Genomic DNA, 15,726 nt, shown 5'->3' on the forward strand with positions numbered 1-15,726 from the left:
AAACTGAATGCTTCTATGCAAAACTCGTCATTTACAAAGGTGGCGTTCGGTACGTACCCTAGCGGATTAGCTGCCGTAAACATAAAGTGGAACCATGATTTTAACTCATAATATTATCCCTTTTATTCGCCGTCATGAGCTTTGTGAATTACTTGAGAGTGAAGCGTTTAAATGGAATGAGTATGCCTATTTTATTGGAGATGTTGGTATATTTCGTTCAATCTTAACCTTTTTTAGCCAAGAACAAAGGGAAGAAATTACCTTAATATTGCACAAACGGCTCAAGGGAAATTTTAAAGAAGAGCACTATCTATATCAGGTTAGTGAACAAAAATTTGTCTGTATTATTGAGAAAAACAACTATAACTTTGAGCGTTTCAATCAATATGTATTGGACTGTTTTTCCAGCCCGATTGAGATAGAAGGACTCCCGCCTATATGGATAGGCATGTCAGGTGGTGTAAGCCTCTACCCTGATGATGCTGCAGACGTGACTACATTGATGTCTTGTGCTGAAAATGCACTTTCTGACGCTAAGGAAAAAAGTGGCAAGCGCATTGAGCGGTTTAACCATCAAAAGCGCATCCAAATAAAACGCCACTTGATGGTTTATCAACGTTTATGCAGTGCAATCGAGGAAGATAACTTTGATCTGCATTTTCAACCTATCTATGATCCTTTGGCAAACAAGATCACTATCTGTGAAGCTTTAGCGCGTTGGAATGATGAAGTATTAGGATATGTGGGGCCAGATGAGTTTATTCAGGTAGCAGAAAGCACTGGATTAATGAAGCCATTAAGTGAGTTGTTGTTTGCTCGTTTTTGCCGTTATATCATTGAAATTAATAATCAATTGGTCGAGCCGATTCAATTTTCATATAACCTATCGCGCAAAGAGCTTGAGCTTGGTATTGAGAGCTATGAGCACCAAGCTATGCTTACTCCTGAACTTATGCAAAGTATCATTCTGGAGTTGACAGAGACGTCAATTTCAAAAGATTTGAATCGCACAGTTAAACAACTCCATCAATTAAAAGAATTGGGCTATCAGATAGCCATTGATGACTTTGGAACCGGATATTCCGCATTGGGTTGCCTTGATATGTTCCCTCTAGATTACATAAAAATTGATCGTCACTTCGTCGACAATATCTCGAAATCGCCTACTGATGAGATTATTGTCGATGCCACTATCTCGATAGCACGCTGCTTAGATGTCAAAGTCATCGCTGAAGGTATTGAGAACCAAGAACAAATCGAGATGTTGATTGAGGTTGGTGCTGATTTCTTACAAGGGTATGAAATCTGTCGTCCGCAGCCGAAAGACTTTTTGATTGAATATCTTTTCGTTCGGCAAATTAGCGTACTGTCATCGGCGCAAGTATACGACATATAAACGAGCAGGACCGCACCTAGTAATTTTTACAGTTAATATTCAGTAATATTCCGAATACCTCACTGAAAGTAAATATGCCATCTTGATAACGGACTTTTTGTTCCATCAAGTTGCAAGTTGTTAAGAGTCATTGGTTTAAATGGATAGTCATTATCCTGCAGGTTATTCCAAGTGCTTTTGTACGAATTCGAAACCTTAAAAAATGAAGTGTTACTACTGCACTTAGATTTTTGCTTGAGGATTAGAATCTCTATAACAACGAAGCAAGTATTTATTAAGGTAGGTCATTATGGTTAATAAGAAGAATCTTTTAATGCTGTCGATTGGTGCGGTTCTCGCCACGACAGCAACCGCGAGCTTTGCTACAACTGATATCAGTCGTCCTAATATCCTAGCGATTTGGGGAGATGATATTGGGATGGACAACATCAGTGCATATACTCGTGGTCAAGCGGGTCACTGGACTCCAAACATCGATCGAATTGCTAATGAAGGGGTTCTATTCACTGATTTTTATGGTGAGCAGTCATGTACTGCAGGGCGTTCTGCTTTTATTACTGGTCAGCATGTGATGCGTACGGGGCTTTCAAAAGTAGGTATGCCAGGTGCTAAACAAGGTATTAAGAAAGAAGATCCTACCATTGCCGCAATGTTAAAAGACAAAGGTTATATGACGGGGCAGTTTGGCAAAAACCACCTTGGTGACCTTGATGAGCATCTTCCAACAAACCATGGTTTTGATGAGTTCTTTGGTAACCTTTATCACTTGAATGCAGAAGAAGAACCTGAGCATGCCGATTACCCTCAAGATCCAGCTTTCAAAAAACAGTTTGGCCCGCGTGGTGTTATCCACTCTTACGCAGACGGTCGTGTTGAAGACACGGGTGCGCTTTCAATTAAACGAATGGAAACTGTTGATGAAGAGTTTTTAGTTGCAGCACTAGACTTTATTGACCGTGCACATAAAGAGAAAAAACCATTTTTCGTATGGTACAACTCAACACGCATGCATGTTTGGACTCACCTAAAAGAAGAGTCTAAAGGGCTGTCTAAGCGTGGTGGACTATACGGTGATGGTATGGTTGAACATGACAACATGGTTGGTCAACTGCTTGATAAGCTCGACGATCTGAAGATTGCTGACAATACGATCGTATCTTACACAAGTGATAATGGTGTTGAAAAGTGGGGTTGGCCTGATGGCGGTACAGCGCGTTACCGTGGTGAGAAAAACTCAACGTGGGAAGGGGGCTTCCGTGTTCCTGCAATGGTTCGTTGGCCAAATCAGATCCCTTCTGGTCAAGTCGTCAACGAAATCGCAGCACATAATGACTGGGCTCCAACGTTCTTAGCAGCTGCTGGGGAGCCAGAAATGGTTGCTAAGCTCAAAGAAGGAACGAAGCTTAACGGTACTGACTACCGTGTTCACTTAGATGGCTATAACTTGATGCCTAAGCTTATTGAAGCTAAGTCAACAACAGCTGATGACAACGCTGATTGGCCACGTAAAAACTATGTTTATGCAGCCGATGATGGTCATATCTCAGCTATCCGCATGGGTGACTGGAAAGTGATGTTTACCGAAAACAACTGTCATGGTATTGCGACATGGCGTTGTGACTTTGAAGAGCTGCGCTTGCCTCATATCTTCAATTTGCGTCAAGACCCTTATGAAATCGCAATTGATGAAGGTGCGGGTTACCCACAATGGCAAGTTGAGCATCTACCATACATGTATATGGCGGCATCAAGCACTTACCAATTCTTGCAAACGTTTGAAGAGTTCCCACCTCGTCAGCAACCGGGTTCTTGGACGGTCAAGAGCATCGTAGACAAAATGCAAATCTGGGAGCGCGCTCAGTACAAATAAGCACCGAGCACGTTGAAGCTGGAGGAGAGTTCCTCCAGCTTCATATAACCACAGCGCTAGGATAGCCATAAGTCACAATGAAGTGAGCTCAATAATTTAAAGGTCAGCCTTATGTCTAGCATTACTTCACCAGCTTCAATGTCAATGGATATTAAACAACCGGTAAAGCGCATGAATATCATGACGAAGCCAGTGGGTTCAAAGTGTAATATCGATTGCCAATATTGTTACTATCTCAGTAAGAAAGAGTTGTTTGCTGATGAAAGTAACTGCCAGCCACAAATGGATGCCGATGCATTAGAGCACTATATTCGTTCTTACATTGAACAACAGAACCACTCAGAAATCGTTTTTCACTGGCAAGGTGGCGAACCAACGTTACTTGGTGTCAATTACTTCCGTGATGTCGTTCGATTACAAAAAAAATACTGTCCTAAAGGTGTGACAATTGAAAACAACCTTCAGACCAACGGTATTTTATTGAACGATGAATGGGGTAAGTTTTTAGCGAAAAATCATTTCTTAGTAGGTTTGAGCATTGATGGACCTGAAATGCTGCATAACGCTTATCGAGTGAATCGTTCAGGTCGAGGTACATTCAGTCAGACGATGAAAGGTCTTGAAGTTCTACATAAGCATAACGTGCAATTTGCGACGCTAACCTGCGTCAATAACCTAACTGCTGCGAATGCTCTAGAGGTCTATAAATTTCTGCGTGACGTAGTTAAGTCAAAACAGATGCAGTTTATTCCTATTGTTGAGCCCAAAAGCTTTCGAAGTACTGCACCTCAACGCTGGAATGATGCTGAGGTAATCTTCCAAGGCATGCCTGAAACTGACCCTAAACATCCTAACTCGGTTGTAGAAAGTTGGTGTGTGTCTGACAAGCAGTGGGGTGACTTCTTATGCACTGTATTTGATGAATGGATTGACAACGACATCGGTCTAATCAATGTGCCTTACTTTGAAGCGTGTGTTGAGTCTTGGATGGGGCGAGTAAATCCATTATGTACCTTGGCACCCATGTGTGGTAAGGGGCTTGCGATTGAAGCGAATGGGGATGTATTTGCGTGTGACCATTATGTTTATCCCGAATATAAGCTAGGCAACATCAATGATACCCGCTTAGAGGATATGCAGTTTTCAAAAGAGCAAGAAGCGTTTGGTTATGCCAAAGAAAGTACGCTGCCAAAGCAATGCAGAGAATGTAGATATCAGTTTGCCTGTTTTGGTGAGTGTCCGAAAAACCGCTTTATCAAGACGATGGATGGTGAAACTGGGTTGAACTACTTATGTGCTGGTTGGAAGAAATTTTTCACCCATATAGACCCATACGTCTCATTGATTGTACGAACGATGGGATATGAAGTGCATAAAAAAATCAACCCAACAGCAATGTCTATTCAGCTACCTAAGGAGTCTTTATGAAAATCAAACGAATGTTACTGACTTGTATTGGTGCACTTACGTTTGTGGCGTCAACTTCGGTATTCGCGACTGATTTAGCGCCAGAAACCAAATTTACTTTAGGCAAATATCAGGACAAAGCTTACAACCAAATGTCGGATAACTACTCACACTACGCTGAACTATTTAATCTGTGTCAACAAAAGCCTAATGATGAGCGCTGTGGTCAAGAGTTTGAAACCAAACAAGGGGCGTACCTAAAGTCGAAATCATACGCCGATATCTTGTTGATGATGTTAGATAATGGCTACCAAGTATTGCCGGTTGCGCCAGTTGCGTATGAGGATATGGCAGGTGCTTTGACCCAATTAGGGTACATAGAAACTGGAACCGAAGCCGGTGATGTGACCTATGACGAATTGGTCAATGCAACAGAGCAATGGTCTGAAGATCATGGTTTTGATAAAGACAAGAACCTTTACATGTGGCAGTGGATTGCAATGCAAGTCGATGCCAACACCAATACGACGAGTCATGAATAGAAGGTACTTAATATGAAAAATCGACCAAATTCGTGGTGGATGATCATCGCCCTAATCATATCAAATGTGACTGGTGTAGCTCAAGCCGAGTCAATAAGCCAGCCTGAAACAAATAGTGCCGTTGCGCCGAAAAGTGCAATGGAGCTTGAACATCATTATTCGAGACTATCGCAAGACCATAATGTGGATTTAGAATCGCGTATCGCAGCGACGGTTGAGCTTGGTAATTTTAATGGAAAGAATGCACTAATAGCGATTGCACGAGCATCGAGAGATTCGGAACCAGAGATGAGAATCGCTGCCATCCGAGCGGTTCAATATTGGTCACCAGTTGCTAGGTGGGATGTCGTTTCTCCTCTACTGAATGATAATAACGGTAAGGTTAAAATTCAGGCTATTCGCAGTGTTTCGACGCTACGAAGTGTAATGAATCATGACCAGCAAGCGTACCTCGACAGAAAAATTGTTGAATATTTAGAGGATACACAAGACAAGCCTTCTTTTGAACGTACTGAAATCTACATTTCTCAAGCGAATTACTTGCAAGCATCAGAAGAATTAGCTCGGTTAGAAAATACAGAACAGCTTGGGCATCGCAGTACATTACTGCATAGCGAAATACTGGTTCGCCAAGCCAAACTGGATGAAGCGGAAGCTTTTATTAATCAGCGTGGTGAGCAACAGCCCCTTGTGGCATCACTCCATTTCCAATTAGGTATTATTAAAGCGAAACAGAATAACTATCTGGATGCAGAATTACAGTTCAAACATGCGAGTGAACTCGAGCCTAAGAATCATCGATACCTCTATACGTTGGCATCGATAACACAAAAGAATCACCCCGAAGATGCGTACCCATTGTTTTATTCCTTGTATGAAATGTCAGGTAAACCTCACTACTTGTATGCAGCGTGCGAGTTGCTGATTTCAAACGAACAGGACGCAAAATCCTGTTTAGAAGAGTTGTCACAGTTCACGAAACAAGACACCAATGACACACAGCCAAATGTCCAATCTTAGAGTTCCAAAGGGGAATGATGATGTCTAAACACATGAATACCGTTAATCAGCTTGAAGCAACCCTCAATCAAGCAGTCGTTGGGCAAGAGTCGGTGGTTCGTTCCATTCTAATTGGTTTATTAAGCGGCGGGCATGTGCTGTTAGAGGGCTTGCCGGGTACGGCGAAAACACGCTCAGTGAAAGCGTTAGCGGACAATCTTGGTCTCGCATTTAGTCGTATTCAGTTTACTCCCGACCTATTGCCATCGGATGTAACTGGATCTGAGGTTTACAATGAAGTGGATGGTAAGCCACAGCTGTCTTTTAAACCGGGTCCAATATTTAACTCCATTGTGCTTGCAGATGAAATAAATCGCGCGCCCGCAAAGGTTCAAGCGGCGCTTTTAGAGGCGATGGCTGAGGGCACTCTGACGGCAGCGGGGCAGACGTTATCATTACCGCAACCCTTTATGGTACTAGCCACTCAAAACCCTATAGAGCAAGAGGGGACTTACCCGCTCCCTGAAGCTCAGATGGACCGATTCTTAATGAAGTTGGTGGTCGATTATCCTGACGCTCAAGCCGAGTTAGACATTATCCGCTTGGTTCGCCAAGAAGATTTAGATACGCAAGAGTCGACTCAAGTTGATGGCAAGGATGGAGTATCAAGCGTTACTCAATCTCTTTTCATTGATCATGTACTGGCGGGAAAAGAGCAAGTTAAAGCTTTGTATGTCTCTGAAAATATAGAGCGATATATCGTCGATATCATCATGGCGACTCGAAAGCCAATGGACTACCCAGAAAGCAACCTGAGTCAGTGGATTACTGTGGGGGCAAGCCCTCGAGCATCAATTGCTTTAGACCGAACTTCTCGCGCTCATGCGTGGTTGAACGGTGAAGCTTATGTTACACCCGATGATGTGCGTAGCGTAATTCACTCGGTTCTTGGGCACCGTATTTCATTATCTTTTGATGCGCTTACTGATGGGGTCACCTCTCATCAAGTGATCGATGAAATTCTGGACCATGTTGTTTTAACCTAGTTTTTTAGCATCTGTTTTTTAAAGCCTTTGTTTTTTAATAATCGTTTTCTTAAAACATCTGTTTTCTAGATTACCCCTACTTCTGAATAGCACCAACTTCAACTTCTAGCGGTGCTTTACTGATCTTCTTTTTCTTTAATAAGTGATCACCTATGTCAATCATTCGCACTAACACTACGTCTAATTCCCAACATGATCCTAGAGTGTATGTCGACATAAGACGGTTGGCAGAATTTAAGCATCTGATTGGCTCATTTTCACTTCACCCTAGCAATAAAGCGGGCAGCTTAATGTCGGGGCAACACCTCAGTCATTATCGGGGGAGAGGATTGAACTTTGAAGAGTATCGCCATTATCAAGCGGGTGATGATGTGCGTTCAATCGATTGGCGGGTTACAGCACGGACAAGACAACCCCACATTAAGGTGTTTACGGAAGAAAAGGATTTGCCGGTTGTTCTGCTTGTGGACCAAAGACAGAGTATGCTTTTTTCCTCACAAGACACGATGAAGTCGGTGGTGGCAGCAGAGATTGCGGCACTGTGCGCATGGCAAGTAGTTAAAGACAGTGATCGTGTTGGCGCTCTCATATTTAATGACAAGGAGCAGCACTTCTTTAGCCCTAAACGTAGCCAAACACAAACCTATCAAATACTCAAAAAAATGGAAGAAATGAACCATGGCTTATCTCTGAAGGCTATTGAATCGGCTAAATCGCCACAAGATTCACTTAATGATGCCCTGAAGTGGGTGAGTAAGCTTTCTTATCATGGTGCGTTGTTTGTGGTGATCAGCGACTTCAAAGGTAGCGACAGCAACACGAAGAAGCTTATTCAAAAAATACGAACGACGAATGGCGTGATTGGTGTCCATATTCAGGATGCGCTAGAAAAAGAATTGTCTGGTTTCGATCAACTGTTTGTGAGTGATGGTGAAAGCCAACTGGCAATAGGGCGCGAGCATAAAGTAATCGAGCGTTACGAAGCTCACACCACTCAACAAAATGAACAACTCAGTCAATGGTTTAGGCAACGGGACTTTTCGTTAATCGAAATTGGTACCGACGGTCAACATATCAAGAACTTTCAACGTGGTATGAGAAGCTAGCGTATGTCAAAAAATAATATATTACTGAGTGACTTAGTCGAACCTGCTGCAATGAAAACCATCAGTATGTGGCCTGAGGCAATGGGTTGGAAAGTCCTCCTAGGGCTATTGTTACTTGGGTTCACTCTGTTTGTTATAAAGCTCTACATTCGGTGGAAAAAGAATGCATACCGTCGAGAAGCGATTCACCAATTAACCCACTTAACGAATGAGCTGCAGTGCTCTGGTGCCATAACTCATCAGATTATCCAACAGATGAATCAGGTAGTGAAACAAGCAGCGAGCGTGGCATACGGGCGTAAAAGTGTGGCAAAGCTGTATGGTGATGAATGGTATCAGTTCTTGAATGCTTGTTTTGAACTTGATTTATCGCCTGAATTTTTAGGTCGACTCAATCAAGCGCAGTTTGCCCGATCAGAGCCGAGTATTTTCATGGTAGAAGAGGGACTTGCGCTAAGTGAACGTTACCAACAGTGGGTGCTGAAGCATGGAGAACAACATGAATCTTGAATTTGAACACCCTTGGGCAATTATTTTATTGGTTCTCCCTGTGTTGGTTTATCGTTGGGCGCCGCCTTACGAAACCAAACGATCGGCTATACGAGTTTCTTTTTTTGATGTGCTGACTGATTCTCTAGGGCTACGAGCAACCAAAGGTGCAACAAAACTTACGGCTACACGCTGGCAACAGTGTTCATTGATTCTTGGGTGGATTTTATTAGTTGCAGCGATGGCCAAGCCCGTGTGGCTATCGGAGCCACAGACCCGAGAGGTACATGGAAGAGATCTGATGATTGTCATGGATTTATCTGGCTCAATGGCACAAGAAGATTTTGTCAACGCAAGCGGGGATGCAACCTCTCGGTTAACGGCAGCAAAAGGCATCTTGAGTGACTTTAGTCATGACCGACAAGGCGACCGGTTAGGGTTAATTCTGTTTGGGGATGCTGCTTATCTACAAACACCATTTACCGCCGATCTCGATGCTTGGAATGCTCTCCTTAACGAAACTCGTGTGGCAATGGCTGGGCAAAATACCCACTTAGGGGATGCAATTGGTTTAGGAATAAAGAACTTTCTTGAAAATAGTGTGAGCGAAGAGAAAGTGATGTTGGTTCTAACGGATGGTAATGACACTGACAGTTTAGTTCCACCAATCGAAGCGGCAAAAGTCGCAGCACAATATGACATTCGAATCCATATGATTGCTATGGGGGATCCCGCTACCGTCGGTGAGCAAGAGCTTGATATGGAAGTAATAGAGCAAGTCTCACTCATCACAGGTGGACAAGCATTTTTAGCGTTATCACCGTCAGAATTGCAACGAGTCTATGAAGAAATTGCTCTACTAGAACCTGTGCTATTTGAAAGTTTCACCTATCAAATAAAAGAATCTAAGCACTACGTTCCCGTCCTTATATTGACGCTGAATTATCTTGTATTGATGTGGGTATACACCCTAAAGCGACGAATTAGTTTTCGAATCAGCCCTGTATTGAAAAAGGAGCATAACGATGAATAACGTATTGTCATATTTTCACTTTATGCGTCCAGAATACCTTTGGCTTTTGATCCCATTTATCGCAGTTATCTACCTCAATTGGTCGCAAGCTAATCAACAACAGAAGTGGCTAAATCGCATTCCCGCGCATTTGCTGGCGGTTTTGAAAGACGGAGAAGGGCGCTGGACACGGAATCTACCGCTAAAGGTGCTCGTCATTACGTGCATTTCAATCATTGTGCTGTTAGCGGGACCGACCTGGAGCAAGCAGGCAAGCCCATTTGGAGAGGACAAATCTGACTTAGTCGTGGTTTTGGATGTATCCGACTCGATGCTTGAGAAGGATGTCGCGCCAAGTCGTTTACGACTGGCTCAATACAAAATTGATGACCTAATTACACAGCGCCAAGGCGGACAAACGACTTTGATTGTGTACTCAGGAAGTGCGCATGTTGCTATGCCACTGACTCGCGATGTCGATGTGTTTTCTCCGTTACTGAGTGCCATCAATCCGCAGGTTCTACCTCGGCACGGCAAGTTTGCTCAATATACGCTATCGCATATCGAGGATTTACTGCGGGGTCGTCCGGCAGCAAGCGTATTACTCGTAACCGATGCGGTAAGCCAAGATGCAATGTCGATGTTCAGTGAGTACTTTAAACAGTCACCTCATCAACTCTTGGTGTTAGGCGTCGGCGACCCTCGAGTGGAAAGTGGGCTTGAATTTAATGACAACCAATTGGAAACCCTAGCGAATAATACGGGGGGGCATTATCAACAAGTCACGGTTGATAATAGTGATATTCACTCGCTTATTCGCAATATCAACCAACATTTATTGATGAGTGAAGACAATATGATGCCTTGGAATGATGCGGGGTATTATCTGATTTTTGTGGTCGCACTGTTCTACCTCTTATGGTTCCGAAAAGGTTGGCTTGTTCAGTGGTGTTGGATTGGGCTTGCGGTGTCTCTTTCTTTGAGCCCCAATGATGTTCAGGCTCGTGAATGGCAATTCATTGACTTGTGGTTGACGTATGATCAGCAAGGACAGCGACTGTTTGATGACGCGGAATTTTCACAAGCTGCGAGTGTTTTTGAAAACGATTATATGAAAGCGTTGAGCTATTATCATGCCGGCGACTATGCACTTGCTCAGGAATATTTTCTCAGAACAGATTCACTCAAATCTCTTTTTGGGGCAGGAGCTGCCCTTGCACACCAGAGAGAATACGTTGCGGCGAAAACGGTCTATCAATCGATTCTAAAGGAAGATCCAGACTACCCTGGAGCACAAGTAAACTACGACATAATCAATCACATCATTGAGCAAATCGACCAATTTTCTAAAAGCCAAAGCAATAACAACGAGAGACAAAATAGTCGAGAACTAGGGGACAAACCGAAGACTAGCGAAGGTGCAGAGACAAACGTCCAGCAAGATCAATTGATTGAAGAAACGCTCACCTCAGAAGAGATATTGTCCGATCCACAGCTGAATGATAAGTGGATGCGACGTGTCGATGCGAAACTCGAACGGTTTCTTTCTTCCAAATTCTATTTTCAGCTAGAAGATGGTGATGCGACTCAGTTATTACAATTTGAACAAGTACGGAGGGATGAAGAAGATGAGTAGATTCCTGTGGTTATTTATTGTGATTACGTCTGCTCCTAGCATGGCATCGGTCAATTTTTCAGATCTTTTGCATAGTGATCATGTCATCGTGGATAGCTACCTTAGCCAAAAAAGATCGGTAGTTGGTGAACAACTGACACTCAATATCGACATTAGATCTAAAACGTGGTTTACCAAAGGCACGATGATTAATCGGTTTGAAATCGATAATACTTTGGTGTTGTTGCAAGACGCCAACAGCATCAATGGCAGTGCGACGGTCAAGGGCGATAAGTATCTACAGCAACTCTGGGAAATTCCGTTGTTTCCGACAAAGAGCGGGGAATTTGTTGTTCCGCCCATCGCGATAAAGTTGCAAGTAAAGTATGGCGAGCAAAGTATTGAAGGGGTTGTGTTAACTCAACCGCTAGGTTTTGAGGCGTTTCAACCGACAGCGAGCTTCTTGGGTGAAACACCTTGGCTTGTTGCTGATAACGTAAAGCTAGATCAGAAAATGCTCGTTACCTCGATTGAGAAAGATAACGACGACAATATATTAAAAGTGGGTGATTCTATTGAACGTGTTGTTTCTTTATCTGCGGGTGGAACAACGTCAATGTTAATGCCAGAGCTTGTAGAGGTTGATGACTACGCTCAAGATAATGTCCGTGTTTACACAAACGCACCGGAACGATTAGATAGACAAGCGCGGGGAGTTCGACATTCATCTCTTCGAGAATCGGTCATATTAGTTCTTGAACAACCCGGCGAAGTGGTGCTACCGGATATCGAACTCATATGGTGGGATGTGGATTCGCAGACCGAGAAAACGGCTTACATCAAGGGTGATACTTGGCTAGTTAAGCATACGTTTTCCAGCTATGTTCGCGCAAAATGGTCTTATATTCTATTGACCATTGGATCATTGTGTACTTCTTTCTATTTCATATCGAATCGGAAACGCATATTTCAAAATCTTAAGGAAATAAATTGCTTCCCACTGCCGTTACAGTTAATGATTTCAGTTTTATTTGAACAACTAGGACATACAGAAACTATCCTATATAAATTTATACGAGTAAGACATAAGCGTTATACCTTCGTTGAAGGGAACCAGAATACTGAATTGACCAATATAGTCACAAAATATAAAAGTTATAGATACGCTTTCAATACCAAATTTAGAAAAGCAAAATCTCATATGGTTAAAATTGTAACTATTGTTTTAATTGGTAGAGCTAAGTGAAATTAGATGGAGTTTTACAACTAAAATTTCTCATGCTCCCAACTCATTTTCCGAGAAAAGTGCAGCAATGATACTGCAGGGGAATGGTGATACTAGAAATACAATATTCATTGTGTGTGAATTATGATTAAGGTAAATAACCAATGAATTTGAGTAAAACGATATTATCGAGCGTGATTGTGGCTGGAGTTGCAATGGGGTCTGCGTTTGCAGAAGAAGGTAAAGAATTATCAATGGCAGAAGCCGCTAAAAAATCAGCCAACCCAGTGTCCGATGTTTGGATGCTAATTGCTCAAAATGACTATACTGCGTTAGAGAAAGAAGACGGGCACCATGAGATGCGTAACCGTTTATCCTTACAACCGGTTATGCCAGTGCCTATTATGGATGGTGAATATAACTTAGTTAACCGCGTGGTGCTGCCTTACTATAGCTCTCCGGGCTCAGATGCCCTGAGTGATTTTGGAAGTATCGAGGGTTTTACGAATGATCGTACTAGTGGGCTTGGTGATACCGTGTTGATGTCTCTAGTAGCGCCTAACCGAGACGATGGTTTAATTTGGGGTGTAGGCCCAACATTGATCGCACCAACGGCCACTGAAGACACATTAGGTCAAGAAAAGTGGCAAGCCGGTCCAGCAGCTCTAGTGGCTCGAATGGGTTCCGATAGTGGCGATATTACCAGCCTTGATAGTTGGAATGTCGGGATGCTAGCACAGCACTGGTGGAGTTTTTCGGGAGATGATGACCGAGCTGATACAAGCCAATCGGATATCCAATACTTTTTGAACTATAAAGTCGATGCCGTTGGGCTCATTGGTATGACACCTAATATTCAAATTGACTGGGAAAGAGAGGGTAAAGACCGTTTCACAGTGCCTGTGGGTTTAGGTTACATCGGTGTGATGCGTATAGGCCAAATCCCAGTACGTTGGGGAATTGAAGCGCAGTACTATATTATGAAGCCAGATGCCAACAGCACAGAGGAATTTAATAGCAACCCTGCTAATTCAGTCGCTTATGCGCCAGATTTTAATGTGAAAGTATTTTTTGCACCGATTATTTCGAACCCTTTTAAATAGAGAGTCCTGTTACAGCGAGGTTTAATAAGCCTCGCTAGAATAACCAAAATGTTCAAAGAGAGACATTAAAGCGTCATTCCCAAATGCTGTTTCTTTTGCAGAATTTTTCTAAGCTGTCTTCTTTTTGTAGACCAAGTTTACTTGATATCCGGTATTTATGAGACTCGATCGTTCGGATACTCAGGTGTAGTGTTTCAGATATAATACTTGACGGCTTTTCACTTCCAACCATTCGTAAAATTTGTAATTGCCTTTTAGTCAACTCTTCGATCTTAGACTGTTCATGCGATAACACTTCTTGGTTATCTGACTTTTTATTTGCAAGAAGAGATGAGCGTCGTATAAGCACCCACATATTGCCGATGGTTCGGATGTCGTCAATCATTGTTTCATCAATGGGGGATGTGGTTGATACACCAACACCTCCATATAATTCACCAAAGATCAAAATAGGTATTTTGTAGTGAAATGTCATGCCTTCTTTATGGATCATCTTTAGAAGCTTATTTTCAGTGTTGCGCATTTCGTCTTCATTAAAATGCTTGAATTTATCAATGCTGTGAAACTCTTTTAAATACTTTTCTATAGCACCGTGATCCAGTCCCATATATATAGTAGCAATGATTTTTTTATTATGACTCTTCGAGCTGGAAATAAATTCATTAGTGGTTATTTTTAGCTTTGATATTGGGAATATACTTATCCTTTCGATATCAAACCTCTTAACAGTACGGCTAACACTTTTTTGAATCTCATGCATGATATCATCAGAGTTACAGCTGATTAAGTGATTAAACTCACTCTCTATAAAAGCCCTATGATTCGACATGTTTTTCTCTCCTCCCCAAAAAAAGGTAATAATCTTTTATATCATACCATTTAATACTATTAGCCTGTAGGTATAATGAGTAATATTATAAGGTTCTATTCATTTAAGAAGCCATTTTTAGTTTTGTAAATAAATCAGATATCTCATGAGCTGTTAACTGCTTTGAAAAATTTTCGCCTTGAATATAGTCAATACCATATTTTAGTAGCAAATCGTTTTGATAGCTGTATTTAATCCCATCAGCTACCACTTTTAAATTGAGCCTTTTTGCCAAAGAAATTAATGTAAGAAGAATTTCTTTGCTCTTGTGTGAGTAGCTGATTTTGTCGATTATAGAACTATCGATCTTAACTTCTGTAAACTTGGCAATGCCTAGAAGTGTCACACTTGCGGATTCTCCTCCAAATTGTCCCAAAGACAATTTAATGCCTAACAAGTTTAAGATCGCCAGTGAAGCGACGAGTTTGTCCTCTTCATAACGAGAACGACAGGGCAAAACATTCAAAGTGAGTCTCTTTGATGGTATACGGTAGTGTTCCAAAAGGTTGCTAACAACCTGAGGAAACGCAGCCTCGCAGATCTGTTTTGCAGATACATTAACAACCAGATCCAGTTCTTGTCCCATCTTGCCCCATAATGAACAATCGTGAAGAGATTGTTTTAGAGAGAACATAGTCATTCTTTCTACCACTTGATCTGTGTAGTGTAAGCTTGGGTCGCAGGGTCTAGTAGAGTTGTCGATAACACTTTTCAGCCAAACTTGTGGCTCAACACCCACTACGCGTTTTGTGCGTATACAGAACTTAGGTTTGTACTGAACAATAAAGCGGACGTCAGTTTGTATAGGTTGTGGCTGTTTACCTTGAATCATATTTGATGAAAAATGAGCAGGCTTAAATGCACTAGTGCCAGTTTGATTTTGTTTTGTGTATAAATTGTCTGAAGTCATATCACAATCTCATTTTGGGTTTGTTCAGCTATTATCTATGCGCGCGTCCACTCAAAACACTGCGAATTTTACTAGTCTCCGAAGCAATAAGTACTAGTTTGCTCCAGCCTAAACTAACGACATATATCGCCTGAACAG

General features: G+C 42.2%; 14 protein-coding genes. 12 read left to right on the forward strand and 2 right to left on the reverse strand.

The annotated features are described in order from the left end of the window. Nucleotides 1-94 precede the first annotated feature (94 nt). The 12 genes from HRQ85_RS04190 (at nt 95) to HRQ85_RS04245 (ending at nt 13,810) form a co-directional block, all read left to right on the forward strand. On the forward strand, nt 95-1,396 hold the full coding sequence (locus HRQ85_RS04190; protein WP_172378791.1) for a GGDEF domain-containing phosphodiesterase: 1,302 nt from the start codon (nt 95-97) through the stop codon (nt 1,394-1,396). A gap of 289 nt (nt 1,397-1,685) precedes the next feature. Next, the gene (locus HRQ85_RS04195) at nt 1,686-3,266 is read left to right on the forward strand and encodes an arylsulfatase (RefSeq protein WP_172378792.1); all 1,581 of its coding nucleotides are present in this window, start codon (nt 1,686-1,688) and stop codon (nt 3,264-3,266) included. 138 nt (nt 3,267-3,404) lie between these two features. After that, the gene (locus HRQ85_RS04200) at nt 3,405-4,694 is read left to right on the forward strand and encodes an anaerobic sulfatase maturase (RefSeq protein WP_172379341.1); all 1,290 of its coding nucleotides are present in this window, start codon (nt 3,405-3,407) and stop codon (nt 4,692-4,694) included. Next, nucleotides 4,691-5,215: a hypothetical protein gene (locus tag HRQ85_RS04205; RefSeq protein WP_172378793.1), complete on the forward strand. Its 525-nt coding sequence runs from the start codon at nt 4,691-4,693 to the stop codon at nt 5,213-5,215. Before HRQ85_RS04200 ends, HRQ85_RS04205 begins: the two co-directional genes overlap by 4 nt. Before the next feature lie 12 nt (nt 5,216-5,227). Then, a complete protein-coding gene (locus HRQ85_RS04210) occupies nt 5,228-6,235 on the forward strand; it encodes a HEAT repeat domain-containing protein (protein WP_172378794.1) in 1,008 nt (335 codons plus the stop codon). Nucleotides 6,236-6,255: 20 nt separating this feature from the next. After that, nucleotides 6,256-7,260, forward strand: coding sequence for an AAA family ATPase (locus tag HRQ85_RS04215; RefSeq protein ID WP_172378795.1), 1,005 nt, complete (start codon nt 6,256-6,258; stop codon nt 7,258-7,260). 152 nt (nt 7,261-7,412) lie between these two features. Continuing rightward, a complete protein-coding gene (locus tag HRQ85_RS04220) occupies nt 7,413-8,366 on the forward strand; it encodes a DUF58 domain-containing protein (RefSeq protein ID WP_172378796.1) in 954 nt (317 codons plus the stop codon). A gap of 3 nt (nt 8,367-8,369) precedes the next feature. Then, nucleotides 8,370-8,876, forward strand: coding sequence for a DUF4381 domain-containing protein (locus tag HRQ85_RS04225; protein ID WP_172378797.1), 507 nt, complete (start codon nt 8,370-8,372; stop codon nt 8,874-8,876). Further along, entirely contained in the window at nt 8,866-9,888 is a 1,023-nt protein-coding gene (locus HRQ85_RS04230) for a VWA domain-containing protein (protein ID WP_253918828.1), read from the forward strand. Before HRQ85_RS04225 ends, HRQ85_RS04230 begins: the two co-directional genes overlap by 11 nt. Then, on the forward strand, nt 9,881-11,503 hold the full coding sequence (locus HRQ85_RS04235; RefSeq protein ID WP_172378799.1) for a vWA domain-containing protein: 1,623 nt from the start codon (nt 9,881-9,883) through the stop codon (nt 11,501-11,503). The genes HRQ85_RS04230 and HRQ85_RS04235 overlap by 8 nt, the downstream gene beginning before the upstream one ends. Next, nucleotides 11,496-12,728: a BatD family protein gene (locus HRQ85_RS04240; RefSeq protein WP_172378800.1), complete on the forward strand. Its 1,233-nt coding sequence runs from the start codon at nt 11,496-11,498 to the stop codon at nt 12,726-12,728. Before HRQ85_RS04235 ends, HRQ85_RS04240 begins: the two co-directional genes overlap by 8 nt. A 143-nt stretch (nt 12,729-12,871) precedes the next feature. Next, a complete protein-coding gene (locus HRQ85_RS04245; RefSeq protein WP_172378801.1) occupies nt 12,872-13,810 on the forward strand; it encodes a hypothetical protein in 939 nt (312 codons plus the stop codon). A 73-nt stretch (nt 13,811-13,883) separates the two neighbouring features. Here the strand turns inward: HRQ85_RS04245 and HRQ85_RS04250 are convergent, their stop codons facing one another. Further along, nucleotides 13,884-14,639, reverse strand: a complete 756-nt coding sequence (locus HRQ85_RS04250; RefSeq protein WP_172378802.1) for a helix-turn-helix transcriptional regulator — start codon at nt 14,637-14,639, stop codon at nt 13,884-13,886. A 103-nt stretch (nt 14,640-14,742) separates the two neighbouring features. Next, nucleotides 14,743-15,588 carry an EAL domain-containing protein gene (locus HRQ85_RS04255; RefSeq protein ID WP_172378803.1) on the reverse strand — a complete coding sequence of 282 codons (846 nt, stop codon included), beginning with the start codon at nt 15,586-15,588 and terminating at the stop codon, nt 14,743-14,745. Nucleotides 15,589-15,726 lie beyond the last annotated feature (138 nt).

It is taken from the genome of Vibrio sp. Vb339 (assembly GCF_902751245.1).
Classification (GTDB): Bacteria; Pseudomonadota; Gammaproteobacteria; order Enterobacterales; family Vibrionaceae; genus Vibrio; species Vibrio coralliirubri.

Excerpts from the sequence above, each read along its gene's own strand:
- HRQ85_RS04195 (WP_172378792.1), top strand. The coding sequence starts at position 1,686 with ATGGTTAATAAGAAGAATCTTTTAATGCTGTCGATTGGTGCGGTTCTC.
- HRQ85_RS04205 (WP_172378793.1), top strand. The coding sequence starts at position 4,691 with ATGAAAATCAAACGAATGTTACTGACTTGTATTGGTGCACTTACGTTT.
- HRQ85_RS04245 (WP_172378801.1), top strand. The coding sequence starts at position 12,872 with ATGAATTTGAGTAAAACGATATTATCGAGCGTGATTGTGGCTGGAGTT.
- HRQ85_RS04210 (WP_172378794.1), top strand. The coding sequence starts at position 5,228 with ATGAAAAATCGACCAAATTCGTGGTGGATGATCATCGCCCTAATCATA.
- HRQ85_RS04230 (WP_253918828.1), top strand. The coding sequence starts at position 8,866 with ATGAATCTTGAATTTGAACACCCTTGGGCAATTATTTTATTGGTTCTC.
- HRQ85_RS04240 (WP_172378800.1), top strand. The coding sequence starts at position 11,496 with ATGAGTAGATTCCTGTGGTTATTTATTGTGATTACGTCTGCTCCTAGC.
- HRQ85_RS04220 (WP_172378796.1), top strand. The coding sequence starts at position 7,413 with ATGTCAATCATTCGCACTAACACTACGTCTAATTCCCAACATGATCCT.
- HRQ85_RS04235 (WP_172378799.1), top strand. The coding sequence starts at position 9,881 with ATGAATAACGTATTGTCATATTTTCACTTTATGCGTCCAGAATACCTT.
- HRQ85_RS04200 (WP_172379341.1), top strand. The coding sequence starts at position 3,405 with ATGTCAATGGATATTAAACAACCGGTAAAGCGCATGAATATCATGACG.
- HRQ85_RS04215 (WP_172378795.1), top strand. The coding sequence starts at position 6,256 with ATGTCTAAACACATGAATACCGTTAATCAGCTTGAAGCAACCCTCAAT.
- HRQ85_RS04250 (WP_172378802.1), bottom strand. The coding sequence starts at position 14,639 with ATGTCGAATCATAGGGCTTTTATAGAGAGTGAGTTTAATCACTTAATC.
- HRQ85_RS04225 (WP_172378797.1), top strand. The coding sequence starts at position 8,370 with ATGTCAAAAAATAATATATTACTGAGTGACTTAGTCGAACCTGCTGCA.
- HRQ85_RS04255 (WP_172378803.1), bottom strand. The coding sequence starts at position 15,588 with ATGACTTCAGACAATTTATACACAAAACAAAATCAAACTGGCACTAGT.
- HRQ85_RS04190 (WP_172378791.1), top strand. The coding sequence starts at position 95 with ATGATTTTAACTCATAATATTATCCCTTTTATTCGCCGTCATGAGCTT.